At 39.1% G+C, this 26290-nt stretch carries 28 protein-coding genes and 1 CRISPR repeat array; of the genes, 5 read left to right on the top strand and 23 right to left on the bottom strand.

Annotation, left to right across the window (positions count from 1 at the left end; genetic code table 11):
- Positions 1-238 precede the first annotated feature (238 nt).
- Complete coding sequence (locus tag HCJ30_RS01420) at positions 239-1054, top strand: histidine phosphatase family protein (protein WP_185390672.1); 816 nt, start codon at positions 239-241, stop codon at positions 1052-1054.
- Positions 1055-1174: 120 nt separating this feature from the next.
- Positions 1175-2605: a CapA family protein gene (locus tag HCJ30_RS01415; protein WP_185390671.1), complete on the top strand. Its 1431-nt coding sequence runs from the start codon at positions 1175-1177 to the stop codon at positions 2603-2605.
- A gap of 48 nt (positions 2606-2653) precedes the next feature.
- Here HCJ30_RS01415 and HCJ30_RS01410 read toward each other — a convergent pair whose 3' ends face one another.
- Together HCJ30_RS01410 and HCJ30_RS01405 are read right to left on the bottom strand one after the other, a co-directional pair.
- Positions 2654-3085, bottom strand: a complete 432-nt coding sequence (locus HCJ30_RS01410) for a universal stress protein (protein ID WP_185391559.1) — start codon at positions 3083-3085, stop codon at positions 2654-2656.
- Positions 3086-3184: 99 nt separating this feature from the next.
- Positions 3185-4996: a LapB repeat-containing protein gene (locus HCJ30_RS01405; protein WP_185390670.1), complete on the bottom strand. Its 1812-nt coding sequence runs from the start codon at positions 4994-4996 to the stop codon at positions 3185-3187.
- Positions 4997-5377: 381 nt separating this feature from the next.
- Here HCJ30_RS01405 and HCJ30_RS01400 point away from each other — a divergent pair, with 381 nt between their 5' ends.
- Positions 5378-5836, top strand: a complete 459-nt coding sequence (locus tag HCJ30_RS01400) for a MarR family winged helix-turn-helix transcriptional regulator (protein WP_185390669.1) — start codon at positions 5378-5380, stop codon at positions 5834-5836.
- 5 nt (positions 5837-5841) lie between these two features.
- Positions 5842-6201, top strand: a complete 360-nt coding sequence (locus tag HCJ30_RS01395) for a Lin0512 family protein (RefSeq protein WP_181334177.1) — start codon at positions 5842-5844, stop codon at positions 6199-6201.
- A 20-nt stretch (positions 6202-6221) separates the two neighbouring features.
- Here HCJ30_RS01395 and HCJ30_RS01390 read toward each other — a convergent pair whose 3' ends face one another.
- From HCJ30_RS01390 to HCJ30_RS01295, 20 genes are all read right to left on the bottom strand, one after another.
- Complete coding sequence (locus HCJ30_RS01390; protein ID WP_185390668.1) at positions 6222-6902, bottom strand: type 1 glutamine amidotransferase; 681 nt, start codon at positions 6900-6902, stop codon at positions 6222-6224.
- Positions 6903-6987: 85 nt separating this feature from the next.
- Positions 6988-7566 (bottom strand): netrin-like domain-containing protein, encoded by a 579-nt coding sequence (locus HCJ30_RS01385; protein WP_185390667.1) that lies wholly within the window; start codon positions 7564-7566, stop codon positions 6988-6990.
- Between the two features lie 275 nt (positions 7567-7841).
- A CRISPR array of direct repeats spans positions 7842-8267; the repeat unit is 29 nt; unit sequence ATTTACATTTCACAATAAGTATCTAAAAC.
- 244 nt (positions 8268-8511) lie between these two features.
- Positions 8512-9447 carry a ribose-phosphate diphosphokinase gene (locus HCJ30_RS01380; RefSeq protein WP_185390666.1) on the bottom strand — a complete coding sequence of 312 codons (936 nt, stop codon included), beginning with the start codon at positions 9445-9447 and terminating at the stop codon, positions 8512-8514.
- Between the two features lie 139 nt (positions 9448-9586).
- Entirely contained in the window at positions 9587-10858 is a 1272-nt protein-coding gene (locus HCJ30_RS01375; protein ID WP_003725719.1) for a PTS galactitol transporter subunit IIC, read from the bottom strand.
- 14 nt (positions 10859-10872) lie between these two features.
- Entirely contained in the window at positions 10873-11166 is a 294-nt protein-coding gene (locus HCJ30_RS01370; protein WP_003727301.1) for a PTS sugar transporter subunit IIB, read from the bottom strand.
- 15 nt (positions 11167-11181) lie between these two features.
- Positions 11182-12228, bottom strand: coding sequence for a galactitol-1-phosphate 5-dehydrogenase (locus tag HCJ30_RS01365; RefSeq protein WP_185390665.1), 1047 nt, complete (start codon positions 12226-12228; stop codon positions 11182-11184).
- Positions 12225-12875 (bottom strand): ribulose-phosphate 3-epimerase, encoded by a 651-nt coding sequence (gene rpe, locus HCJ30_RS01360; RefSeq protein ID WP_003725716.1) that lies wholly within the window; start codon positions 12873-12875, stop codon positions 12225-12227. Before rpe ends, HCJ30_RS01365 begins: the two co-directional genes overlap by 4 nt.
- Positions 12876-12885: 10 nt before the next feature.
- Complete coding sequence (locus tag HCJ30_RS01355) at positions 12886-13284, bottom strand: hypothetical protein (RefSeq protein WP_185390664.1); 399 nt, start codon at positions 13282-13284, stop codon at positions 12886-12888.
- Between the two features lie 16 nt (positions 13285-13300).
- Positions 13301-13768, bottom strand: coding sequence for a PTS sugar transporter subunit IIA (locus HCJ30_RS01350; RefSeq protein WP_069009506.1), 468 nt, complete (start codon positions 13766-13768; stop codon positions 13301-13303).
- 27 nt (positions 13769-13795) lie between these two features.
- The gene (locus HCJ30_RS01345; RefSeq protein ID WP_003730557.1) at positions 13796-14398 is read right to left on the bottom strand and encodes a KpsF/GutQ family sugar-phosphate isomerase; all 603 of its coding nucleotides are present in this window, start codon (positions 14396-14398) and stop codon (positions 13796-13798) included.
- Between the two features lie 3 nt (positions 14399-14401).
- The gene (locus HCJ30_RS01340; protein ID WP_069889764.1) at positions 14402-16462 is read right to left on the bottom strand and encodes a BglG family transcription antiterminator; all 2061 of its coding nucleotides are present in this window, start codon (positions 16460-16462) and stop codon (positions 14402-14404) included.
- A gap of 108 nt (positions 16463-16570) precedes the next feature.
- Positions 16571-17221, bottom strand: coding sequence for a transaldolase family protein (locus HCJ30_RS01335; protein WP_185390663.1), 651 nt, complete (start codon positions 17219-17221; stop codon positions 16571-16573).
- 6 nt (positions 17222-17227) lie between these two features.
- Positions 17228-17896, bottom strand: a complete 669-nt coding sequence (locus tag HCJ30_RS01330) for a ribulose-phosphate 3-epimerase (RefSeq protein ID WP_185390662.1) — start codon at positions 17894-17896, stop codon at positions 17228-17230.
- Positions 17893-18342 carry a ribose 5-phosphate isomerase B gene (gene rpiB / locus HCJ30_RS01325; RefSeq protein WP_070228604.1) on the bottom strand — a complete coding sequence of 150 codons (450 nt, stop codon included), beginning with the start codon at positions 18340-18342 and terminating at the stop codon, positions 17893-17895. Before rpiB ends, HCJ30_RS01330 begins: the two co-directional genes overlap by 4 nt.
- 164 nt (positions 18343-18506) lie before the next feature.
- Positions 18507-18731: a DUF896 domain-containing protein gene (locus HCJ30_RS01320; RefSeq protein WP_003721282.1), complete on the bottom strand. Its 225-nt coding sequence runs from the start codon at positions 18729-18731 to the stop codon at positions 18507-18509.
- Between the two features lie 64 nt (positions 18732-18795).
- Complete coding sequence (locus HCJ30_RS01315) at positions 18796-19752, bottom strand: DMT family transporter (protein WP_185390661.1); 957 nt, start codon at positions 19750-19752, stop codon at positions 18796-18798.
- Between the two features lie 185 nt (positions 19753-19937).
- On the bottom strand, positions 19938-20531 hold the full coding sequence (locus tag HCJ30_RS01310) for an SGNH/GDSL hydrolase family protein (RefSeq protein ID WP_185390660.1): 594 nt from the start codon (positions 20529-20531) through the stop codon (positions 19938-19940).
- A 93-nt stretch (positions 20532-20624) separates the two neighbouring features.
- Positions 20625-21383, bottom strand: a complete 759-nt coding sequence (gene aroD / locus HCJ30_RS01305; protein WP_185390659.1) for a type I 3-dehydroquinate dehydratase — start codon at positions 21381-21383, stop codon at positions 20625-20627.
- A 65-nt stretch (positions 21384-21448) separates the two neighbouring features.
- Positions 21449-22324, bottom strand: coding sequence for a shikimate dehydrogenase (locus tag HCJ30_RS01300; protein WP_023547987.1), 876 nt, complete (start codon positions 22322-22324; stop codon positions 21449-21451).
- A 99-nt stretch (positions 22325-22423) separates the two neighbouring features.
- Positions 22424-24418: an NAD(P)/FAD-dependent oxidoreductase gene (locus HCJ30_RS01295; RefSeq protein ID WP_185390658.1), complete on the bottom strand. Its 1995-nt coding sequence runs from the start codon at positions 24416-24418 to the stop codon at positions 22424-22426.
- A gap of 197 nt (positions 24419-24615) precedes the next feature.
- On the opposite strand from HCJ30_RS01295, the gene HCJ30_RS01290 reads away from it, so the two are divergent.
- Positions 24616-25509, top strand: a complete 894-nt coding sequence (locus HCJ30_RS01290) for a LysR family transcriptional regulator (RefSeq protein ID WP_003730549.1) — start codon at positions 24616-24618, stop codon at positions 25507-25509.
- 36 nt (positions 25510-25545) lie between these two features.
- On the opposite strand, the gene HCJ30_RS01285 is transcribed toward HCJ30_RS01290, so the two are convergent.
- Positions 25546-26274 carry an NUDIX domain-containing protein gene (locus HCJ30_RS01285; protein WP_185390657.1) on the bottom strand — a complete coding sequence of 243 codons (729 nt, stop codon included), beginning with the start codon at positions 26272-26274 and terminating at the stop codon, positions 25546-25548.
- Between the last annotated feature and the right edge of the window lie 16 nt (positions 26275-26290).

Below are 26290 nucleotides of genomic sequence, written 5' to 3'. Positions count from 1 at the left end.
CTTTATTTTTTTCACTTTTCCTCTCAAAATAAAATTTTCACATTTTACTATTTTTACTAAAATTAGACTTGTAACCGCTTTCCATCCATGATAAAATCGTCCTATAAACAAAATAACCTTATTTAGGAATGTAACCAACCTGGGCATAACCTAGATAAATCAAAAATTGGCTTTTTGGGCGAATTTTCGATTTATCTAGGTTTTTATTTTGCTAAAAAAACAAAAAAAGGAGAACAAGATGAAGAAAAATATTTTTAAATTATTGATGGCGTTATGCGCAGTACTGCTAATTGCAGGTTGCGGTAACAGCACAGATGCAGACAAAAAGGAAACAAAAGAAACTAAAGAAGACGGCACTGTGACATTTTATGTAGTGCGTCACGGTAAAACAATGTTAAACACAACTGACCGCGTACAAGGTTGGTCTGATGCAGTTCTTACTCCTGCTGGTGAAAAAGTAGTTACAAGTGCTGGTAAAGGATTGAAAGACGTTGATTTCTCTGCAGCTTATAGTAGTGACAGTGGTCGTGCTATCCAAACTGCAAACTTAATTTTAAAAGAAAGCGCTAAATCTGCTGATAAAGAAGTTCAAACGGATGCACGTTTCCGTGAATTCAATTTTGGTTCTTATGAAGGCGATTTAAATGAAAATATGTGGACTGATATTGCGAAAAGCCAAGGTAAAACTTTAGAAGAATGGCAAAAAGCTGGTATCTCTCCAAAAGGCTTCGCGGATAGCGTAGCTGCTCTTGATAAAACTCGTGTTAAAGAAGGCGAAAACTGGCCTGCTGAAGATTATGCAACAATCCAAGCTCGTCTAAAAGATGGTTTAACAGAAGTTGCTAAAAAAGAAAGCAAAAATGGCGATAGCAATGTATTATTAGTTTCCCACGGACTAAGCATTGGCGCGCTTCTTGATACTATCGAACCAGGTTATAAACTTCCTGCTGCTGGTATCAAAAATGCAAGTGTAACTAAAATCACTTACAAAGATGGTAAATTCACTATTGGTGATGTAAATGATTTAAGCTACGTTGAAAATGGTTCTAAATAAATAGTTCGATTAAAAGCCCAAAATATATTATTTTGGGCTTTTATTTTACTAAATAAAGACTTGTTTTTCTCCCATACAATTACTATACTTAGAGAAAAAGGAACCACGGAGGACATCTAGTTGAAGAAACTTACTTATATTATTATCACTGGTTTGGTGCTTGTTTTTATTGTCGGCGCTTTTTGGATTACGAATTCCACTAACAAAACGGAACAAAAAGCTACTCCAACCGAGACACCGAAAAAAACAAAGCCAGCTAATGTTAAAACTATTTCAGCACAAGCTAAGAAAACCTTGAATTCCCTAGCAAGCTCCGGAGCAGACAAAGCGTCTATTTCCGATTTAAATGAATTAATTAAAGAACTAAAATCCTACCCCGCCGAAAAAAATAATTCCGGCGAATATCTCCAAAATCTAACAACTTGCTTAGAAGCCGTTGAGTCATATACAACTGGTAAAGCAGACGAAAAAGCGCTTGGTAAAGTATATCCAGCCTTTCTCGAAAGTGAAAAAAAACTATCAGCTATCGAAAAAACAACGCAATACGATTGGTTTTACGCCGCAGCAGCAACGAATCAACAAGGATTAAAAGAAAAAGGCGTTGTCACCTTAACAATGGTTGGCGATAACTCATTCGGAACCTATCCAGAAACACCCGAACACCTTAAATTCGATAATGTATTCAAAAAAAATAACGGCGACAATACTTATGTTTTTAAAAACTGTCTTCCTTGGTTCAAATCGGATGACTACACTGTAATAAACGCCGAAAGTGCTTTTACAAATGCAACAAAAGCTGAGAATAAAATGTGGCGCATCAAAAGCGATCCCGCTCACGTAGCCTTTTTACCAGCAAGTGGTGTTGATGCGGCCAATCTCGCAAACAACCACACCATGGATTATTTCCAAGTTGGCTATGACGAAACATTAAAAGCATTTAAAGACAACAATATTCCAGTTTTCAATGCGGATGCTCCACTTGAAACAACCATTAAAGGTATGAAAACAGTTATGCTTGGCTACGATTGCCGCATGAGTCAGCAATCCCCTGCCTATCTCGAAAGAATTGTAAATGATGTTAAAAAATATAAAAAAGAAGATACACTAGTTATTGTCAATATGCACTGGGGTGTCGAATACCGCGAAACGCCAACGAATTATCAAACTGAATTTGGCCACGCGATTTTAGACGCTGGTGCTGATATAATTATGGGCTCGCACCCACACCGCCTTGAAAGTGTGGAAAAATATAAAGATAAATATATCGTTTATAGCATGGGCGACTTCGCGTTCGGAGCCGACCCAACGCTACTTTCGCGCATGACTTCGATGTTCCAACTTCGCTTTACGAAAGCAGATAATAAAATCGTTCTAAAAGATATTTCAATCGTTCCTACTTATGAAAATTCAGATGGTAGCACGACCGAAAATAATTACCAGCCGCTCCCTGTGTTCGGTGAGGATGCCAAAAAAATTGTCGACGAACTGAACCGCATCAGTAAACCAATTGAAGGCGGCGTAACTGAATACACTTACTTTGATCCATTTTGATAAGCAAAAGAGTGGCTATCTTCCATTTCAGAAGATAACCACTCTTTTTTATCTAGCTATTAATGTGTCACAAATTGCATGGGCCATAATATAAGAAGAAACGCTACCTAGTACTAGTTTTTCCACTCGATTCATCCCAGTCGCTCCGCAAATGATTAAATCTGCTTGGAACTCTGCTGGAATGTCTGTAGAAAGTAAGATTTTCGGATTGCCTTTAGCAACAAAAGTTTCGACATGCTTCACTCCTGCTGTTCTGGCCTTATCAGCATATTCATTGACCTGCGTTTTGAGTTCGAGCTCTGCTTTTTCTTCCAAGCTCCCATCATAAGAAACATTTGGAGAAAAGGCACGTAAATCGACAATACTTGCAATTCCAAGTACCCCGTCTAATTTGAGCGCTAATTCCAGTCCTTTTTCAAAGGCTAATTTGGCTGGTTCAGAGCCATCCACTGCTACAAGAATGCGATGATATTTTTCCATCATATAAACCCTCCTACAACTTTTCTTATAGTATTCATTACCCTATAAAAATGATTTTAGGCCTATCATTCGTTGTTTTTGCGAATTGTTTCACATATTTTAGAATTTACTTTTTCTGAACATAATGAGTGCGATGAAACTAAGCATAATTCCGGCTAACGGTGATGCGCCCATTCCTTTATCGCCGGTTTTCGGAAGTGCTTTCGTCTCTGGTTGTTTTGTATTTTCTGTTTTCGCCACATTATTTTCTTTCGTTGTTAATTTCGCCTGTTCGGTTGTTTCTTTCACTGGTGCTTGGTCTTCGGAGTTTTCGCTAATGATGTCTGGGATGGTGTTGTTATTGTTTGTTTCTTCTTGAGGTGTGGGTTTTTCTTCTGGTGTTGGTGGGGTTGGAATTATTGCTTCACTGTTGCCTGCAGTTACTGTCACGATTACGGTTACAGGATCTGCTTTTTGGCCACGTTCATTTTCAGCATTCAAAGTTACGGTGTATTCGCCCGGGGAGTTTAAATCTACAACTTGATCAAAATTGCTTGTTAAAATGGCATTTCCAGTGACTGAACCATGGATTTCTGCCAAAAATCCATCTGCTGATTTCGTCGTTTTTTGCTTATAAGAAATTTTCGGATCGGCTGTAATAACTGGTTTTTCGTGAACGGTTACTTTCACTTTTACAGGTGCTGCTTTAAGTCCAGCAGCATTTACCGCGTTTAATGTCACGGTATATTCACCTGGCACATCGAGCTTCACAACTTGATCAAAATCACTTGTTACAGCAGTTCCATCGTCTGTTTTCGCTTGTACATCTTTTAAAAATTGTGCTTCTGAAATGGCATCGTATTGGTTATAATCAAAATTCTCATCGGCAGTTAAATCTAGCGTATGACTAATATCAAAATATTGATCGTATGTTCCGCTTGAAATTGTATAGGACGTCATGCTTGGGGGTGTTGGGTAGCTGCCCGTTGGAAAATCATAGCGCGCATTGTATTCAATTTCTGTTAGATTATCGATTTCTTCTTTTGTTACGCCACTTACGGTAATGCCGTCATCGGTAATTGTCAGACGTGAACTCGGAAGTGCCACATCGTTAAATCCTAAATACGTATTACTCGCGGAAGTTGATTTTGAAAAAGGTGCAACGGTTCCATCGAAACTAGTTAATGGATTTGGCATCATCGAAAATGGTAGATATAACGTTTGGTTTGCTTCGTTAAAATTCAGCTTGCTCGATTTAAGTGTAATGCGCGGATTTGTTCGGCCGGTATTTTGTCCGAAAGCTGCGAGTGCTTTTAAGTTTCCATTTTTAAAACTTTCAAAGTCATTTAACGGTCTAAAATCATCAATTCCGTCAAATTGCACGAAAAGTGTCGTTAATGCTGGTAAAGATGCGAGCGCCGAGATGTCCGTAATTTTCATGGAGTTTTGCGCATAAAGATAAGTTAATTTCGGTAATTTATTAAAATTTTTGAAGACATTATGTGTCACTTCGCTTCCGCTAATGCTGAGGCTTTGTAAATTAACAAGTCCATTTAGATCTACGAAAAGGCTATCTACCACGTTATCGCCACCAACTGTTATGTAAGTCAAAGATGTTTGGTTTTTGATTGGTGCGAGTGTGGTGATTTTCGTATTATTGAGTGAAAGCGTGACAAGATTATCCGCTTCTTCTAAACCAGTTAAATCTGTATAAGTGTTTCCAGAAAGTGTCACGGTTTGGATTGTGTTCATTTGCGTTTTCGTTATCGGCGCGTCACTTGCTTGTTTGAGTAGACCATTGAGATAGGCTCTTAAATTTGTATCCGGAATAGTAACATTATTATTCGTTTCTTCTGCGTGAGCTGCTGTGGAAGGATATATCATTATGAACAGACAAATTATCGCAAGAAATATTTTCAGTGCTTTTTTCATTTAAAGTCTCCTTAGTGGTTAATTTCTTCCCAAAGTATAACCGCCTAAAAAACAACTCTCAATACGTTTTCGTAATATTTTTCACGTTTGATTCGTTCCAATATTCATATTATTCAATCTTATTTTTATGAGAATGGCTTTAAATCAACAAAGAAAACGTTTTTTTATTCAAATAAAAGGAATTTGAAAATTCTATTAATGTAACATTTTGTACACAAATGACCGTTTCAAAATACTAATATTACACAAATCCTTCTAATATTTTTGAATAAGTTCTCTTTTTGAACGCGAAAAACCTTCCAAAAAAGTGATGCTCTATCCGTTATTGCTTTTCCTAATTTATGCTATACTGTTCATATTGATAGAAAAAGGGGTATATTTATGAACAATGAGCAAAACATGAATCAACAAATCGCTTTATTTTACTTCGGTTATAAGGCTTTTACAGAGACAGCTGATTTAATTATTGCCAAACATTCACTAAAAAGATTGCATCACCGTATTTTATTTTTCACAGCGCGGATGCCTGGCCTTACCATTAATGAACTTTTAACCTTTTTAGAAATATCCAAACAAGCCTTGCACCAGCCACTTGCGGAACTGAAAGAGCGCGAACTTCTCACGATTGAGCAAGGCACGCGCGACAAACGCCAACGCTGTATTTTCCTAACGACAGCCGGCAAAGATCTAGAAAACGAACTCGGCGCAGCACAACGCAAGCAAATGGCAGAAATTTTCGCCAACTCCTCAGATACGGACGGAAAGCATTTCACAGAAATAATGGAAGGCTATGCGAAAAACCGACCGGGCGCCGCTTTAATAAAAGATTTTAAGGAGTGATTCTGATGGAACAAATTTTATTTATCCAAACTGGCTTTGGGGTCGATGTCCATGGTCAAAACATAACAAAAGCAGCTGAACGTGCGGTACGAAATGCGATTTTCACTAACTCGATGCCGGGAATTCAAGGGCTTTTACCAGACGGCGACTTGCAAAATATGGTCGTTAATATCAAATTGGCATTGCCGTGTGATGCGGATAAGCTCGATGAAGATACCATTCGCGCGATTATCCCTTATGGCACCGTGACAATTGAGAAAATGGCTGGCGGAATGATGACAACGAGCGGCATTTTCTTGGAAGACAAAGAAGATAAAAATGATTTAATGTATATCGTCAATGCTTCTGTTGAAACTGGATATTAAAGAAAAAACCATCTGACTGATCAGATGGTTTTTGTATCTATTAAATAGTCCAAAATAGCTTCAAGCATTTGTTTATTATCTTCCGGAACGTCCTCCGCTTTCATTTCTGCAAGGCTTTGAACATATTTGCCCGGTGTGATAAATTCCTCGTCAATCTGCAAAATCGTCTCAATCCCAGCCTTTTCCATTTCAAAATGAAATTGTAAACCGATAATGTTTTCCGCATACAGAAAAGCTTGATTTAAACAGCCTTCGCTCGCAAATAAACGTGTTGCACCTGCTGGTAACGAAAACGTGTCTTGATGCCAGTGGAAAACATGAAGTGATTCTGGGAAAAAAGGTAGCTTGTCAGAAGTTCTTTTGACCGGGAACCAGCCCACTTCTTTTTCTTTATTTACCGTGATTTCACTTCCGAAAGTTGCGGCGATTTGTTGCGCGCCGAGACAAACGCCGAAAACTGGCTTATTTTGTTCGCTTAATCGCTTTATTAAAGCACGTTCATCAGCCAACCATGGGAATTCCGCGGTATCATTTATCCCCATCGGCCCACCAAGAACGATTAAAAAATCCGAGTCATTTGGAACATGAGCATTTTCTTCAAATAATAAATGTATTTTTAACTGATGCTGATTCTCTTTCGCCCAATTCGCTATAAGTCCAGGTCCTTCGTGCGTCACATGTTGCAATACATCAATAATCAATTTATCAGCTCCTGTCATTTTTTTCTATTATGACGGAATTTTTTGGTTTGTGCAACTGCGCTTTTGAGCAAATTTTCGGATCTATTCATTTATATTTTGCGAAAACTTGTTGCTTGATTGCTTGGTAGTTTTCTACATCATCCGGATTTTCTGAGATAAAATCATATTTTTGTACTTCCCCGAGTGTATTAAAATCAGCTAGGACGGATTGGGCTTCTTTTTTAGTTTCGCTGAATTTGCCGTAACCCATGCTAGTAATGGGATGGGTGTCTTTGTCTTTTTCGCCAAGAAACATGGTGTATGTTTGTTCTTTTTCTAGTGCAATGTAGTTTTCGACTGCGACGTATTTACCCGAGCTTAAGTACCATGGTTCTGAAATGTCTATTTTATCGCCTTTTTCTAGATCGCCTTTGTAGGAAGTTAAGATTTCCACTTCGCTAATGGTGTTGCCGTCTTTGCCAATTTCTTTGTTTTGCAGCAGCTTTACTTTGACTATGTAATTGCTGTTATTTGCTAGTTCTTCCATGTTTTTCGGGATGTTGTAATCTGCTCGGATGGTGATAGTTTTGGAGATTTTGGTGTCTTTTGTTACTTTTTCATTTGGAGAGGAGCAGCTTGCCAGGATAATTGTTAGGAGTAGTATTGGGATTAGGGTCTTTTTCAATTTTAAATCCTCCTTTTATGTATGTGGTTTTGACTTTCTCTTTGAGTTTAGCATAGGTTGAGTGTGTGGTGTAGTTGGAGGTTCAGAGGAAATTGGGGGTTTTTGATGTGTTTGTTGCGGAATTGTTAACGTGGGGGGATAAAAATAAACCCGAATCTTGTTGAGTCGGGTTCGGGTTGGAAGATGAGTAAGGATTTTAAAAGTCAAATCTCATTTATTATTTCATATTAAGTAACTAAAGTGAAATCGCAAGGAATAAAACAACTGATGGCAGGATTTACATTTCATAATGAGTAACTAAAACTTTTCCCCTCAAAAAAATCATATCACACTTAGGTCTATTATTTACATTTCACATTAAGTATTTAAAACAATGACGAGCGAAGAAGCATTCGACTATGTAACGGTATTTACATTTCACAATAAGTATCTAAAACCAGGAGACTTGATTTTCTTCACCGAAACCTATCCCGCATTTACATTTCACAATAAGTATCTAAAACGCAACTGGGCTCTGTCAATATTTTTAAAATAAGTCACATTTACATTTCACAATAAGTATCTAAAACCTAAGATTTGAAGTTTTTAAAGGTTTTAGCGAATCACTATTTACATTTCACAATAAGTATCTAAAACGAATTTCAAAATACCTTTTCCTTCTTCATTAACAACATTTACATTTCACAATAAGTATCTAAAACCCGTTAACTTTTCTTCTTACCCTCATCTTACCTCAAAAGCCTATTTCTGTCGACAGACTAAAAACCAACGAAAACCCACCCTTCTCTACATGATTTTTAAAAGCAAAAACCATCAAACTCCCCTCACACCAACCATTCCCAACTTTCTGTCAATCCCCAACGTTTTTCACGCTATCAAAGGTCGACAGACAACCAAAACAAAAAAACAGCAACTCTAAAAGTTACTGTTTTCTTCATTAACCCTTTAAAACAACGGATGCAACGAGCGATTTTCTTGAACGCCTTCGATTGCGCGTCCTAAAATACGGCCGATAGAAATGGTTGTTAATTTGTCGAATTGCTTGTCTTCTGGAAGATCGATAGAGTCAGATGTGATGACTTCTTTGATATTGGAGCTTTGCAAACGTTCGGTTGCGTTTCCGGCCATGACGGAGTGGGTTGCGCAAGCGATGACTTCTACGGCACCTTTTTCTAGTAAAATATCAGCTGAAGTGGTGGCACGGACGCCGGTATCGATAATATCATCGACAACGATTGCGACTTTGCCTTTTACATCGCCAATGACGCTCATAATTTCGTCTTCATTCGGTCTTGGTTTACGGTTTAAAATGGCGATTGGCGCGTTTAGTCGGTCGGCGATTCTGCGGGCGCGAACTACACCACTGTGATCTGGCGCGACAACGACAACGTCTTTTTCGCCGTAATTTTCTATTAAATAATCACCAATTAGCGGAATTGCTGAAAGATGATCGATTGGAATGTTGAAAAAGCCTTGAATTTGAGCTGCGTGTAAATCTACTGTGATTAAACGGTCTGCTCCAGCTCTTTGAATTAGATTGGCCATTAATTTGGCGGTAATTGGTTCTCTTGAGCGTGCTTTTCTGTCCTGACGAGCATAGCCATAATAAGGCATAATTATATTGATTGAGTGAACGGAAGCGCGTTTTAAGGCATCTACCATGATTAAAAGTTCCATTAGGCGTTCGTTGACATTAGCGTTCATCGATTGAACCACATACGCATTCGTTCCACGGATACTTTCCTCAATATTAATTTTCACTTCTCCATCACTGAACTTCTGGAGCTCCACCTCACATAAAGGTATATCTAAATAATCTGCAATTTTTGTCGCAAGTGGTCTCTCACTCGTCACAGAAAAAAGTTTCATTTTGCCTGCCATTGCTATCTCCTTCCGCCGTACTAATTTCTTCTCCTTATTATTATATAGAACTGTCTATGTGTTGTCTACTAGCTAAAAACCATCGCTGCAAATAAAACAAGCATTAGCGCGAACTAATGCTTGTTTCGTTAAATTGCAATTATAGAATACCTCCGAACCAATGAAGGCCGTAATATACAATCCATGTATACCACTGTGTCCCAACTGCTAGAGAGGTTACTTCTACAGCGTCTTTCGGTATATTATAACCAATTTGACCTGCAAGTTCTGTCATTAAAGGTGCCGCTGCTCCAGAAAGGTAGAGGGTGATAATGACGATAACAATACCTGTGAAAATCCCTCTAAATAAATTCCCTTTGGATGGAACAATAGCAAAAATCATGTAGAATGGAAGCGCCGTTAAATCAGCTAAAGGTAATACTTTATTCCCTGGTAAAATGAACGCTAAAATTAAAGTAATCGGAATCATGAGTAACCCAAGCGAAAGTACAAATGGATGACCGATTCCCACTGCTGAATCTAGTCCGATAAATAGTTCGCGACCCGGAAAACGTTTTTCCATGAATTCATGGGCAGCTTCTGAGATAACGGTAAGCCCGTCCATTAGAAGCGAAACCATCCGCGGAATAAGCACTAAACTAGCGGCAATCGTTACTCCGGTTTGCAGTACTTGGCTCAGCGGCATTTGAGCAATGGCGGCAAGTCCACCACCAATAATTAAGCCCATAAGCATTGGTTCGCCGAAAATACCTAAACGTGATTGCACTTTCTCTGTGGACCAATTGATTTTTCTAACGCCGGGAATTTTTCCGAGTAGCCAGTTCATTGGATAACCAACAAGCGCCCACCCGGTAGTTTGAATTTGTGGTAAAGAAATCCCCTCTAATCCTAAAACATTCTCTACATCTTTTTGTGTCCAGTCAGCGATTTTGAAGATAATTGCCATATTGATAATCGAACTAAGAATAGCAATAATCATGCTTCCTGTTGTTAAGTAAAGTGCACTGGCGATGAAAAGTGGTTGCCAGTAATTCCAAATATCTACGTCCATTGTTTTCGTCCATTTAAAGGCAATCATTAAAATATTGGTTGCAATAATTGCGACGAAAACAAATGGTACGACTTCTGTTCCCCATGCGAGTGATGACCCAACTCCCCAACCGATATCCGTTGCGGTTAATTTAAAATTATAATTTTCTACAAGTGCTTTTGTTACTGGTGTAATAGTCGTTAACATGAGTGAAGTGATAACGCCTAGTCCAACAAACCCAACACCAACTGTTAGCCCTGCTTTAAAAGCTACACTAATTTTTTTGCGGAAAATCACGCCTAGAATGGTAATGATAATTGGCATCATAACTGTTACACCAAGCCCGATAATATATTTAAAGAAATCTAGAATAATATCCATTTTGTGCCCTCCCTTTAATCTTGAAGTATCGCGAGTATTTCATCGATTGTTTCTTGTTTTTTTAGGCCTGTTAAAAATGATCTTCCAATGACAACTGGTACATCACCAACATCACCTGTAACAGTCGTTGAGCTAACAATAATGTCTGGCTTAGATGTGCTTACTTTTGACGCTACTTCTTGAACCGTGCATTGACTAATTTCATATGGAATGCGCTTTTCGTCTAGTACCGCACGCACTTTTTTGGAAATAACTGTGGAAGTCGCAATTCCAGTCCCACAACACACATAAATTTTCTTCTTTTTCATCTTAAAATCCCCCTATCATTCTGGGAAAAATAATACTTTCCCGAAAAATTCATTTCTTTCATAGATTCGCTCAAAAACTTCTGGTCCTTCAGCAAGTGAAAGACGATGTGTAATCATTGGTTCAATGTTGATTTGTTTATTAGCTAAGAAGTGAATGGTTGTTTGCCATTCTTTTCCTGGAAATGGTGCAGAAATTGCGTTCCATGAACCCCAAACTGTAAGCTCACTCCGCACAATTTTTTCAAAATAGAAACGTTCGATTGTTACATCTGCGTATGGAATTCCTAGGAAAACGACGCCTCCACCTTTTTTCGCATAGGCAAAAACTTGGGCAGATGTAATAGGTGATCCCGCAGCTTCTACAACTAAATCAGCATTTAGACCATCCGTGTGTGCAGCGACTACTTCTAATGGATCTTCTTTTAAAGAATTAATAACTACGTCTGCTCCTACTTCTTTCGCAAGCGCTAATTTTTTATCGTCTACATCAATTGCAATAACCCTTCTTGCGCCAAAAACTTTTGCCCATTGAATTGCTAGCAAACCGATATTGCCGCTTCCGACAACGACGACATCATCGCCAGCTTGTAATTTCGTATGATAAAATCCATGAACGACCACTGCGGAAGGCTCGACAAGTGCAGCAGCTTCATAATCTAATTCGTCTGGTATTTTTACTACATTTTCTGCTGGAAGTTTGATATACTCAGCATAGGCTCCGGGATGTCTTGCTCCGATTACTGTTAGCTTCCGACAGCGGGCGAATTCGCCTTTTTTACAGTATTCACACTCACCGCAATAGAGTGCTGGGCATCCGGCAGCCCTATCACCAATCTCAATATCCGTTACCTCACTACCTACCTCAATCACTTCTCCTGAAAATTCGTGTCCCCACACCATTCCTGGTACATACGGACCAAGTTTACTGTATCTCGAAATATCTGAACCACAAATTCCAACTGTATTTACTTTCAAAATCACATCATCAGGCTGTTCGATTGTTGGCATATCTGCTTCTTCATAACGCAAATCTCTTTTTCCATATAATTTTAAAGCTTTCATTCTGTTAAAACTCCTTTCGATAACTTCTCCAAATTCGCTTCGATATCTCCTTCAAATAAATAAGATCCTACAACGATTAAATCCGCGCCTGCAAGTGTGCATTCTTTCGCAAGTTCAGCATTTACTCCGCCATCTACTTCAATTTGAATAGGACGGTTTCCAATATACGCTTTGGTTTTTCTAATTTTTTCTAAACTTGATTGGAAGAATTTTTGACCACCTAAGCCTGGATTTACAGTCATAAGCAAAATACAGTCAATATCATCTAACACGTATTCCAAAGTGCTTGGTGGTGTACCTGGATTTAATACCACTCCCGCGCGAACTCCGTAACTTTTAATTAGTTGAATTGTACGGTGCAAATGAGTCGTCGCTTCTTGGTGCACTGTAATCATATGTGCGCCTGCTTCCACTAATCTTGGAATATAACGGTCTGGTTCATACACCATCATATGCACATCAAATTGAAGCTTCGTGCCTTTTTTCATCATTTTGATTTGATCAGGGCCAAAAGCAATGTTTGGGACGAACGAGCCATCCATCATATCCACATGTAATAAATCAATGCCATTTTTCTCTAGAACCTCTAACTGTTCATTAATTCTGCCAATGTCTGCTCCAAAAACAGACGGAACTATTTTTGCCACTATTATCACCTCAAGATTGAATTTCTATGATTTTTTGTAACTTTTCTTTGTCACTTAGTTTTAATTTTTGTTGACTAAAATGGAGTAATTTCGTTGATTCTGGTGCGTTTCGGGCTGATTTTACCCAAAATTCATTTCGACTTGGCACGAGAATGTACCACGGTAGAGCTTTTTTCTCTGTTTGCCACGCTGCATATAATTCGTCCAGCTCCCACGTTTTCATTTCTACTAACTGATTCATTTTTTTCGGTAAGTAGTATGCGAGTGTCCACTTGGCGTATAAAATGGTGGTGGCATAAATCATTACTACGAACATGAAAATTAACATATTATCTTCAATTAAGTTAACGACAAATCTACCTGGACTTCCTATTAGCCAGTCTACAAAACTTGCAAAAAAACTCCCCATTTATTCCCGACCTCCCTTAATTATTCTTAGAAAAATGTTCTATTGCGGAAAGAACATCTCCCGTCTCTTGCGCTTTAAGTAAGGTCGTCATCACCTCCTCGTCTTGAATAAGTTGAATAAGTGTTTGCAGCATATCTAGTTGTTCATCAGCACTCCTTAGCGCCATCATAAAGACAATTCTGACATCGATTGCGTCGTTATCAGAGGCCATTTCAATAAATGAAACGGGCTTCTTGAGTATTCGTACAGCCACCACTGGCCGAATAACATGTTCGCTATCTGTATGCGGAATGGCCACCCCAGCGTGCGCGGTTAGTAATCCGGTTGGAAAAACTTTTTCCCGTTTAATTACAGCATCTTTATAACTTGGCTTTACTGCGCCCACTTCACACAACTGTTCCGCCATTTCTGTAAGTAATTTTTCTTTATCTTGTTCGTTTGAAAATCGAACCATTTCTTCTTTAAAATATTCTAATACATCCAAATTGCATCCCTCCGACTGGCTGCTTGTTTATTTATTTAATAATTTGTTTCCAACGGCACCACCAGGATGGATGACGGAAAACTGCTCTTTTGTGTAATTCATATAGGTCATTAAGCAAACAATAACTGCATCAAAACTTGCAATAACAGCCATTGTACTTGCCGTGGCTAACATATTAAACGGATCTGGTTCTTTGCTTACACTCACTGGGAAAAAGATATCCGCTTCTTTGGCGATAACGGAATCTGGGTTTTCTGTTACACCAATCAGTGTGCTTCCTTTTGTTTTACAAGCAGGAATTAAGTTAAGTAACTCACCTGTATTCCCACCTTTTGAAATGAGAATCAATATATCTTCTTTTTGAAGTACGCCGAGAGTTCCATGTACAGCATCTGATGGGGTTAAAAAGACTGCCGGGCGTTCGATACAGTTGAAAGAGTGTACTAATTTTTTCGCAGCGACGCCGGACGTTCCACAACCAGCTACGACAATTTTCCCTGTGCACTCGGCGATTGTTTCAACCGTTTTAACGAGAGCCTCTTCACTCGTTACTTCCGGCAAACGTGAAATCGCATTTGCTTCTTCTTGCCATGTTTGGTGAATATTATCTAAAATAGCTTGTTTATCCAAAATTTATTCATCCTCTCTAATTACTAATTGGTTGATTGTTTGCATGATTTTTTCTTTCGTTACGTTTTCGAGCAAATCATCTAAAATTTGATGATTCTCTGCTAAATGAACAATTTGGTAAAGTGCTTCAATGTGTTGCTCTTTATCCACTGGTGCGATAACTATTACGAAATGAACTTGTTCTGTTTCTGAAAAATATACGCCATTTTTCACAACTAAAAGAGACATAGCGAGTCGATTCACCCCTGCATTAGGCATAGCGTGTGGAATGGCAATATCTTCACCGATAATAATGTACGGATCGTGGAACTTATGGTTATCAATCATGGTCTTTACATAGTTTGCGGTAATTGCTTGTTGCAGTAACAGCGGCTGACTCGCTAACCGAATCGCTTCTTGATAGTTTTTAACATCCTCACAAATCATGATGTTGTCTTCGGTGATTAAATCATGTAAATAGACTTTTTTCACGCGTTTATTTTCATCTGTAGCTGTGTTAGCCGACAAAATATCAATAATTCCATCTCGTATTGCATTTGAATCCTTTATATCGGCGTTACGTTCCACAACTTCCATGATTTTATCAATACTCGTGAGCTGATTTCCCATTCCAAATAAGTTTTGTAAGACGTGTTGCCGCAGTTGCGTTTTTTCGATATCGTTCATAAACGGTTGAACAACAAAGACATTTTCGCCATCTTTTAATGGAATGGAAGAAAAAACAATATCTACTTCTGCTTTAAAAAAGGCGTATTCACGAACAGATATAGTTGGATAAAAATGGATTTCCGGAAATAGTTTTACTAAAATATTTTCCATAATTTTCGAAAAAGTAACCCCGCTCGGACAAAGAACAATCGCACGTTTTTGCTTATGATAAATATCATTTTGCGGTATCATATCGCTCCCAATAAACAAAGAAATGAAGAAAATCTCGCCGGCTGGAATTTCACGACCAATAAATTTCGCAAGTGGGTCAAATGCTTCTTTCACAATGAAGTTTAACGCTTCGAATTCTTGGTTGAATTTTTCATAAAGCGTATCTTCTAAATTCATTTGGTATTTAATCCGGTAATAGGCTGGTTTTAAATGTAAGAGTAATTTTTCGATTAAGATATGTTTGTTTTTAAGGGAAACAAGTGCTTTTTTCTCGAATAAGTCTAAGCATGTGAGGACAACTTTTTCCAAGTCTTCTGTTAATTTTTCAGTTAAAATTTCGCCGGAAAAAATGTTTGTTGTAAGAAGTTGTAATGTGATGAAAAGTCGCTCTTGTTCTGGAACTGGGCCAGTTTTTTCGAGCAAAATATCGGTAATGTGGTATTCTCGCGTGTCTGAAAGTGATTTCTCATCAATATGAAAAGCAGTGTCGATTAAGCGCCGATCTCTGATTCTTAAGAACATCACGGATAGCAAATAGGGTAGTAATTCGATTTGTTCATAGGTGAATTTTATTTGCATCATCGCTTCGGCTTCTTCGAGTGTGCGGCGAATTTCCATAAGTTGAACTTTTTCAATTCCTGAATACGATAGGAAATAGTGTTCTCCTCGGAACATCTCTTTAACGCTACTTACAACTTGTGTCAGAACCTTGCGCAGCTCCCACTCACTGCCTGCTAACTGATAACCCGATGCTCTACTATAAGTGACAGTTGTTTCTTTAGGAAGTAACTTTTGCGCTACTTTTAAATCACGAAGAATGGTGTTTTTGCTTACTTGAATCTTCGTTGTAAAATGGGCGAGGGATAGTTCTTCTTTTGCTGTTAAAAGCATTAGCAAAATTAAATTAGCACGTTCATTTTCAGAAGGTAAGTATTCTACGCTTGGATCTCGAGTTTCTTTCTCAGAAAATAGCGCTGTAAGCTCGGGTTCTAATATAAATCGGCCGTTTTTGGAACGCTTTACTTCTGGATAATTTTTCCACTTGAGCCATTCGTTTACTTTCTGAAAACTATAGCTGATTTGGTAACGCGATAATTTATACTTTACTTCGAGTTGTTTATTTGTAATGTTCGGATTTTTTATAACTTCTTGAAATAGTGTTTTACTTCTGTTATCCAGATACATGCGTCTCCCCCCTTTGATAGCCTAATTATAGCATAGGGTTTGGCGCTTAAGAATGCGCTTTCATCACAAGTTTTCTCCACACACTTCCACAACATGAGAAGGAGATTGTTACTTTTCGTACAATGTAGCATCTTTATTAAAGACACGAATTGCTTCTACTGCTAAAACTTTATTGGTCATTTGCAAATAAATTTCATAAGGAATAGTTACCGTATCTGCACCACTTTCGTAGGCTTTCATTACTTGCCCGCTATGTTTAAAGCTCGCTGCCATAATTTGTGTTTTAAGTGCCTTTTTATCAAAAAAATGACGCATTTGAGCGATTTCTTTAAAAGGATCGATGTTCGCTGCGCTCATCCTATTCACATATGGGGCAACAAAATCTGCCCCAGCCAAGGCAGCCGCGATTGCTTGATCAGCCGAATAAATAGCAGTTCCTAAGATTTGAATGGTTTTATCCTCTTTTTTGAGTGTATCGATCACGTTAATACCAGCCTCATGCGCCGGAATCTTAATAGCTATTTTTTCTTTCCCAAACATCGCTAGTAACATGCGCGCATCTGCCAAAATTTCCTCATAGCTAAAACCAACTGTTTGTACAAAAACTTGTTTATCCGTAAGTTCTAAAATACGATTAATCGCTGTTTGTCGATTGCATTTTTCTTTTACTAAAATGGTTGGGTTCGTAGTAATTCCTTTAAAAATAGAGCTGGTTTGAATTTTTTTCACGTCTTCTAAATTAGCTGAATCTAAATGCATTTTCCCTCACCTTTCTTGGATAATTTCTCTGAGTGGCGCCAGTTTTTCTGTATAACTACCTGCCTTGTCGTTAAATAATGCGGCTGTTCCAACGACATAGACATCTGCGCCAATTGATTCAAGCAACCGAACTGTTTCTTCAAAAATATTGCCGTCTACTTCAATTAATGGTTTATTGGTGTGGCTTTCAAGCTCTTTTTGAAGTTTTTCGATTTTTTCTAGTACATGATGCTGGAATTTTTGCCCGGCGAATCCTGGGTTAACGGTCATCATTAAAACCATATCGACTTTATCTAAAAATGGATAAATCTGTTCAATCTCTGTATCCGGGCTGATGGCGATGGATGGTTTGATTCCTAGCTCACGAATATGGTTTATAGTCGCATCGACATCAGGTGAAGCTTCTACGTGGAAAGACATATAAGCCGGCTTTATCGCCGCATACAAATCCACAAATTTATCAGGATTCACTGTAGCTAAATGAATATCAAGCAACATATCTGTATTATTTTTTATATCTTGAAGGACATAGGCGCCCATTGCTGCATTTTCTACAAAAACACCATCCATCACATCACAATGAAGCATTTTTACATTTGCTTGTTCGAGTGCGCGAAGTTCGTCAGCTAGATGAAGCGAGTCTGCGCACATAATGGAAGCCGCAATCATTTTCATTCAACACCCTCCCGTTCTTCAAGCTCTGCCAATTTTCCGAGCCTTGTCATATGCCTACCGCCTTCAAATTCCGCCGCAAGCCACGTATCAAGTAAGAGTAACGCCAGACTATCGCCCAGAACACGTTCGCCAAGACAAAGAACATTACTGTTATTATGTCGCCTAGTCATCATTGCTGAAAAAGCATCTGAAACGACAGCAGCACGCACACCTTTGATTTTGTTGGCTGCCATGGACATTCCAATCCCTGTTCCGCAACAGAGTACACCTAGAGTGTTTTCAGTTGCAACAAAGTGTCCTACTTTAGCGGCATACTCTGGAAAATCCACGCTTTCGACTGAATAACAACCAAAATCTTTCACCTTGTAGCCGCTTTCAATTAAATGCGCACGGATTTTTTCTTTCAACTGAAATCCGCCATGATCAGCTGCAATTGCAATTTCCATGTTATCCTCTCCTTTCTCACCTTGATTGTAGCACCGGTCTCCATCAAACTGTTAGAAGCGTTCGGCACCATTTTTCTCTACTCGAATCCGCAAGATGGTAAATTAGCTCTATCAAAAAAAAGGCTGAAAAAGCAATGAGCTCTTTCAACCTTCTATGACTTATGTCAGCCTCTTAATTCGGCTTGGATTTCTTTTAGTTTTTTTGGAGTTACATCGTCGCCAAGTGGGTCAATAATCGTTACATGGTGTAAATTATCTTGAACTGTCCCTCTGATTTTTTTCAAGTATTCTTGACGAAGGGCAGCTTGTCTTTCTTTTTCAAAAGCAGTTAATCCTTCACTTTTTTGTTTTGCAGCAAGTTCATTAATATTTTTTAATAACAATTTCATGCTATCCCTCCTATCATTTTAAAGTTACTTTTAATAAGTAACTAACCAAATTATAATATAAAGGTCAATAAAAGTCAAACTTCTTTTCCGGGTCGCGTATTTTTCTTTTTTTGCGTTCATAAATAAGGTCCATTAATGCCCCCGAACCAAGCAGGACGCCGATAATGATAAAAATGAACCCAACTAACTGTAGGATTCTAATTGCTTCACCAAGGAAAAGCAACGCGCCAATTAATGAAAATAATGGATTGAAATTCATAAAAATGGCGGAGCGCGATGGGCCAATTTTTCCAACCGCATAGTTATAAACGAAATTACCAAAAGCCGTTGCGACTACTGCTGATACGACAAACAAGAGCCACAGTTTCCACGAGTGAACTGCCATTAATTCTGACAACCCGGCAGGCTCCATGAAACGACTTACAGCAAACAACATAACCGAACCAAGGAAAAGCATATATCCCGTCATTAGCCCCGTGTCCATCGATCCAGCGAGCTTTTTAATAATAATGAAACTAAACGCCTGAGAAGCCATCGCGATAAAAATGTCGATATCTCCAATCGAAATCCCGCTCACGCCCGTCCCATTAGAAAGAACGACCAAACTCACCCCAAAAATCCCCGCTAAAAATCCGGCAGCTCGCCAAGCTCCAATTCGTTCACGGAGAAAAATCACAGAAAAAATCGCCACGACAATCGGCGCAGAACCAAGAATAAGCCCCGCATTCGTCCCAGTTGTCAGCTTTAACCCATTCGATAAGAAAAAATGATGGATAACAATATTAAAAATACTCGCTAGGAAAATCAAACCAAATTCCCGCTTTGTAGGCAGGCGCAATTTTTTCGTAATAAATAAAATAATAATAACGGTAATCGCTGCGGTGAAAATCCGAAAAGACGTCATCGTAACCGTCGGAAAATAGCTAACTAACACCTTTGTCATCGTGACGTTAAAGCCCCAACTCGCCATCACTGCAATTAATAAAAAATAAAGTCCTATCGGTGCTTTCTCTTTCTGCAAAACAAACACTCCTTTTTTATAGAAAAATGCCCCTTAAATTACTTTAAGGGGCATTTCATAGCGTCATCTTCCGCAGCTTTCCACAAAGCTATAACGCGGAAAATGGGGCAGTGATACTTAAGTCACTGCTTGTAGGCTCATCGCATAAACCCAACTATAGCATGGATAAATTTTTCTGTAAAGGATTATTTGGTGAATTCTAACCAAATCGAAGCAATAGCTTCATGTCCCGCTTTGGTCGGGTGCACACCGTCCTCCGCTAAATAGGTCGGTCCGTGTTTGACAGCGAGCGCGTTCATTAGGCCATCAAGTGGAATAAGTGTCGCGCCAAATTCTGCCGCAAGTTCACGCACAGCACCAATTTTCGGATCCAAATCGCCGCGCCATTCTTTCCGGTCTTCCGGATACGGTAATACAAACGGCTCCATCAAAACAAGTTCCGCATTTGTCTCCGTTTTAATCCGATTCAAAATCACACGATATACTTCCTTAAACGCCGTCACCGAAGTATCTTCCCATCTGCTAAAACTAAACCACGTATCATTTATCCCAATCATAATCGTAACTATATCTGGTTGAAGTGAAATCGCATCCGCCTCAATACGACGATGCAAATCCGCCACCCGGTTCGCACTAACGCCACGATTTATCACCGTTACATCTTCTTTTCCAAGCTGGTCTGCAATCAATTTCACATAACCATGTCCTAATTCGCGGTCATTTTCAAAATCACGCCCAGCATCTGTCACACTATCACCTAAAAAAAGTAACTTCTTCATTTGGTCCGTCTCCTTTAAAATTCCTGATGTCTTATTATAACAAAAAAACCTTAAACTTAGACGATTAATCTAAATTTAAGGTTTTTGATGTCATTAAAATTGTTTATGCAATAAATCAAGGACATGGCGTAACTCATTAACATCAATTTGCCCAGGAGCCGATGCTTTTTTCGCAGCGCCAAATGTCATTGCGGAGCCAAATACTTCCCCAGCAAGACGGCTGATAACACCAGTTCCCGCCATCGACATCGTAATGATTGGTTGGCTCGCTTTTTCAGATACGGTATTCGTTGCATCTAATAAAGTTAGTACGTCTCCAGCAGATTTTGGCATTACGGCGATTTTCGGAAGATCCGCGCCAAGTGCTTCCATGCGCGTTAAACGAGAAACGATTTCTTCTTTCGCAGGTGTTTTATCAAAATCATGGTTCGACATCACTACTTTTACATTGTTCTTGTGAGCTGTTTCAATTAAGCGTAAAACGTCCGCTTCTTCATTGAAAAGTTCCACGTCCACTAAATCAATTTTGCCAGTACCAGCTAGTGTTTCATTTAATTCAAAATAAAATTCGTCACTAACAGCTAACTCGCCGCCCTCTTTTGCACTTCGGAAAGTGAATAAAATCGGTGTTTCTGGTAAAATTGCGCGAATTTCGCCAAGCGCAGCTTCCACTTTAGCTAAATCTTTCACATCTTCAAAAAAGTCAACGCGCCATTCGACAACGTCCAAATCAATTGTTTGTAACATTTCTGCTTCTTCTTTAAGAGCAGCAACCGTTTTACCGACCATTGGTACACAAATTTTTGGCGCACCTTCACCAAACGTAACATTCTTTACGACTACTTTATTCATGTATAATTCTCCTCATTCGATATTATGTCTTAAGATTAGCGATAACCTTGTTCTTTTGCAAGTTTTTAAAATAGGATTTCTTTAATGTAATCAACTGGCATTTCTTTGTGTGTCCAAATTTCGAAAGCTTTCGCACCTTGCCAAAGCATCATGCCTAAGCCGTTAAGTGTTTGACAGCCTTGTTCTTCGGCGATTTCAAGCAATCTTGTTTTGGTTGGTTTGTAGACAACATCCGAAACGATTAATTCTGGACGAAGCATATCCGCACTTGGTAAAAGTGTTTCGCCTTCGAAAGGTTTCATCCCAACGCCAGTCGCATTCGTGAAAATAACACTTTCTGCGATTTCTTTACGTAATTGTTCGTGGTCTTCGATATCAAATAATTGTGCTTTACAATCTGTTTTCGAATTGATTTTTTCTACAGTTTTTTCAGCATTCGCGTAAAAATCGTCTTTTCTGTTGAAAATAGAAATTTCTTTTACGCCGTCAAGAGCAGCTTGGATACAGATCGCTGTTGCCGCACCACCAGCGCCACAAATCGTCATTTTTTTGCCGATAATATCATGTCCAGCTTCTTTTAACGCACGCATATAACCAGTTCCGTCTGTAATATGTCCCGTTAATACGCCGTCATCATTAACAACCGTATTTACCGCGCCAACAAGTTCAGCGGCTGGAGAAAGTTTATCTAAGTATTTATGAATGTTTGTTTTGTTTGGCATGGAAACATTCCAGCCACGTAAGTTCATTGCGCGGAATCCTTGTACAACGTCTTTCAGCTCTTTGTCCCCAACTTCAAAAGCAAGGTATACATAATCAAGCCCCAATTTTGCAAAAGCTTCGTTATGCATGGTTGGTGATAAACTGTGTCTGATTGGAGTGGCGATTAACCCGATTAATTCTGTGTGTCCTGTAATTCTTTCCGTGATTTTGCTTGTCATAATAACATCGTTCCTTTCCAAATTAAGGTTTATTTGTGAAAATGTGAACTTATATAAAGAGCGAATGTGGCAAAGCGGAGTCCGCCTTGCCAGTTCGGATTACAAAGAGCCAATTTTTTCTAATGTCGTTAAAATATTTCTTCCTTCGCGAACGCCTTCCAAGATTTTTCTTGTTGCAGCGCTGTCGCCAATATTTACGATTTCAATTTGTTTTTCTTTTCCGTATGCCGCAAGTTCTTCCATAAGTGGACGTTCTGGTCGCATTCCTAGGCAGACAAAGCCGTAATCAAATGGAATCTCGGCGTCTACTCCGTCATGCTTCACTTTGAAATGATCGGCTGCAACTTCGGTTAATGCGGTTTCTGTTTGCACATCGACGTGGTTTTTCTCAATAATATCCATCATCGAAAGCCGGGTAATCATATCTAAGTCTTTTCCAAGAAGTGGCATCATTTCTACAATTGTAACATCCGAGCCACGTTCTGAGAAGTACTCGACTACATCAAGTCCAACTGCACCACCGCCGATAACTGCTACTTTTTTGTTACTAAATTCGGTAAAGTCATCGATATTCGAAATAAGTCCGAAAATCGAATGAACTTTACTGCCTTCTTTGTCAATCACGTCAAGCAAACCTTTAATTGGTGGAAGTAATGGTTTGGATCCTGTGGCATTAACTACCACATCAGGATTAAATGTATCAATAAGCGCAGTATCAGCTTTAGTGCCTGTAATAACTTTCAAATTGGTTAATTTTTCTGCTCGGTTCGCTAAATAATTAGGGAAATCGGCAATTCTACTTTTATCTGGAAGGTTGGCAATTGCACGCGCCAAGCCACCAGTTTGTTCATTCGCTTCAATTAGCGTGGTGTTACAGCCAACTTCGGCCGCCGTACAAGCTGCTTCAAGTCCTGCTGTTCCGCCGCCAATTACGACAACATTGGTAGGACGAGTTACTTTTGTTTCTTTGTATTTATCTTCATGAATAATATCTGGATTCACCGTACAACGGATTGGCTTCGACTTCGAAATTCGGTGATCTGCGCAACCGATATTACAAGAAATACATTTTCGAAGCATGTCTTCTTGGCCAGTTGCCACTTTGTTTACCCAGTTTGGCTCAGCAATTAAGCCACGTCCCATCGCAAGTAAATCAGCGTATCCTTCTGACAATATTTTCTCTGCTGCTTTTGGACTACGGATGTTCCCCGAAGTAATCGTTGGTTTGTTAAATTTATCTTTCACCGCTTTTGCAAGGTAGCTTCTCCAGCCATCTTCCAAGTTCATTTGGTCAATTTGCAAGTATAAATTATCGTTAATTGCCGCTGATACATTCAAAATATCCGCTTCTTCTTGGCAATAATCTAGCAGTTCCAAAATGTCTTCTAAATGGTTGCCGCCTTCTGTAAATTCATCTGCACTAAAACGCAGTACGATTGGGAAAAATGGACCGACTTCTGCGCGGACTTTTTCCAAAATTAGTTTGACGATACGGGCGCGATTTTCAGGCGTTCCACCAAATTCATCTGTTCGTTTGTTGTAAAGTGGCGATAAGAATTGGCATAGCAAGTATGAGTGTCCGCCGTGGATTTCGACTGCATCAAACCCAGCTTGTTGGGCGCGTCTTGCTGCATCACCGTATTTATTGACGATTTCATAAATTTCTTCGACAGTAAGTGGACGCGGCACAGTGCCGCCTTTTTTAGATGGAATATCTGACGAGGAAACTGGTTGAAGTCCATTCAAACGAGCTGGATACGCAGATGCCCCGGCGTGGTTGATTTGGATAGATACGCAAGTTCCATGTTTATGAAGACGTTCTGTTAATTTGTAAAATCCAGGAATGTACTGGTCATTATCAATTCGAAGTTGGGTCGTTCCGTTTGTCCCATAAGGAAAATCTACACAAGCGTTTTCAATAGTGATTAGACCGGTTCCACCTTTTGCGCGTTGTTCGTAGTAATTCATATGTTCTTCTAAAAATTCGCCATTTAATCCAGCTAGGTTTGTCCCCATTGGTGGCATTATCACACGGTTTTTAATGGTCATTCGTTTTACAGTTAATGGTTCAAAAATACTCGGATAATCTGTCATAATAAGCCTCCTGCGACTATAATCTCAGCAAATGATTTGTTACATTATTCACGTTCAATAATGCACAATCTTATTTCTCTTCAATTATAAGTCAGGAATAATTATTAATCTAATGTATATTTTTCGATTTATCCATAGATTTTTTCTATACAATCGCTTACAATAGAGTTATCAAGGCATTCCGAGGAGGTAGTTTCATGAATTTGCGTCAATTATACTATTTTAAAAAACTAGCTGAAAAAGAGCATTACACCATTGCCGCCGCCGAACTCTCCATTACCCAGCCCAGCCTAAGCCACTCTATCGCCGAACTTGAGCGCGAACTTGGCGTCTATTTATTTGAAAAACAAGGCCGCAACATCCGATTAACCAAATATGGTCGTTTCTATTTAACCTATGTGGAAAAATCCCTCGCCGAACTAGAAAAAGGCGAAAAATTGTTACACGAATTAACTAGCCCTTCTCACGGAAATATTGATTTAGGCTTTATTTACACAATGGGCGCACACACGGTTCCAGAGCTCGTCCAGAATTTCACCAAAGTCGAAAGCCATAAAGACATCACATTTTCCTTTTTTCAAGGTGCCACTAAATCAATTATTCCCGACTTAAAAAATGAAAAATTCGACCTAGCGATTTGCTCCTACGTCGAAAATGAACCTGATATTGAGTTTTTACCATTAACAAAACAAGAGTTAGTTGTTGTCGTTGCCGAAAACCACCCACTTGCCAAATATGATTCGATTGATTTAAAAGACACCGCAGATTATTCCTATATTTTCTTTTCAGACACAAGTGGATTGAGACCTCTCATCGATTCTCTTTTTGCGGAAATAAATATTCAACCAAAAATCGGCTGTTATGTCGAGGAAGATACCGCGATGGTCGGCCTTGTGAGCGTTGATTACGGTATTTCGATTATGCCAAAAATCTCGTCGTTATCACATTATAACGTCAAAGTATTATCCATCAACGAACCAAAACATGATCGTTTTATCTATCTAGCAAGTTTAAAAAATCACTACATTTCGCCTGCTTCTAAGGCTTTTAAAGATTTCGCATTACGTTACGGTGAGAAGCATTTTCTATAAAAAAGGAGCCAACCAAATCGGTGGCTCCTTTTCTATTTAAAAATAAATACTTCCCGCTTCGGCATCCGCATTAAATCGGTATAACTCGCCAACTTTTTCTAAATACGGTAAATACTCGATATTCTCCATAAATTCTACTTCATCTGGCAAAATGCCTGGCTTCGTACAGCCATCCAACGTTTGGTAAAGTAGTTTTGCTGAGAAAGTTTCTGGCAAGAAATCACGAATTGCCGTCGTCAGTAAAAATTCTTCTGTAATCGCGCTATACGCTTTTTTTAGCATATCTAAATGGTCAAAAGCAAGCGGAAGTTCCAAAGCTTCTGTCATTGGAAAAAGCCCGATATCCGCCGCGTCATCCCCAGCCGCACGTTTCTCCAAAGCTTCTGGTGGCACAATCGCATAAAATGCCCGCGAAATAATCCAACCGCGCGGATCACGACCCGGTTTATCAAATACCCCAAACGGAATCAACGGAATATTCGTCAAACTTGTTTCCTCTTCTAGTTCACGCTCAGCCGCTTGGTCCGCAGATTCATTTTCATCCACAAATCCGCCGGGAACCGCCCATTTTCCGCCTTCGATATTCGGTCTGCCTTCCGCATTGGTACTGCTTCGTTTAATTAATAAAATATGTAAGGTTGGTTTCCCGTTCGACTCTTTTACTGTAGTTAAAATCATATCGCTCGTATAGCCATCTGGCGTACGAAACTCTTTGGCATTATAATTTTTCAGCGCATCTTCTTTGTTCACAAATTCTTCTGTCATGTCAAAATCAGACTCC

Origin of the sequence: Listeria cossartiae subsp. cossartiae (assembly GCF_014224155.1) — a bacterium.
GTDB classification, from domain to species: domain Bacteria; phylum Bacillota; class Bacilli; order Lactobacillales; family Listeriaceae; genus Listeria; species Listeria cossartiae.
Note: the sequence above shows the minus strand (reverse complement) of the source record. Positions and strands in the feature narration are given on the sequence as shown.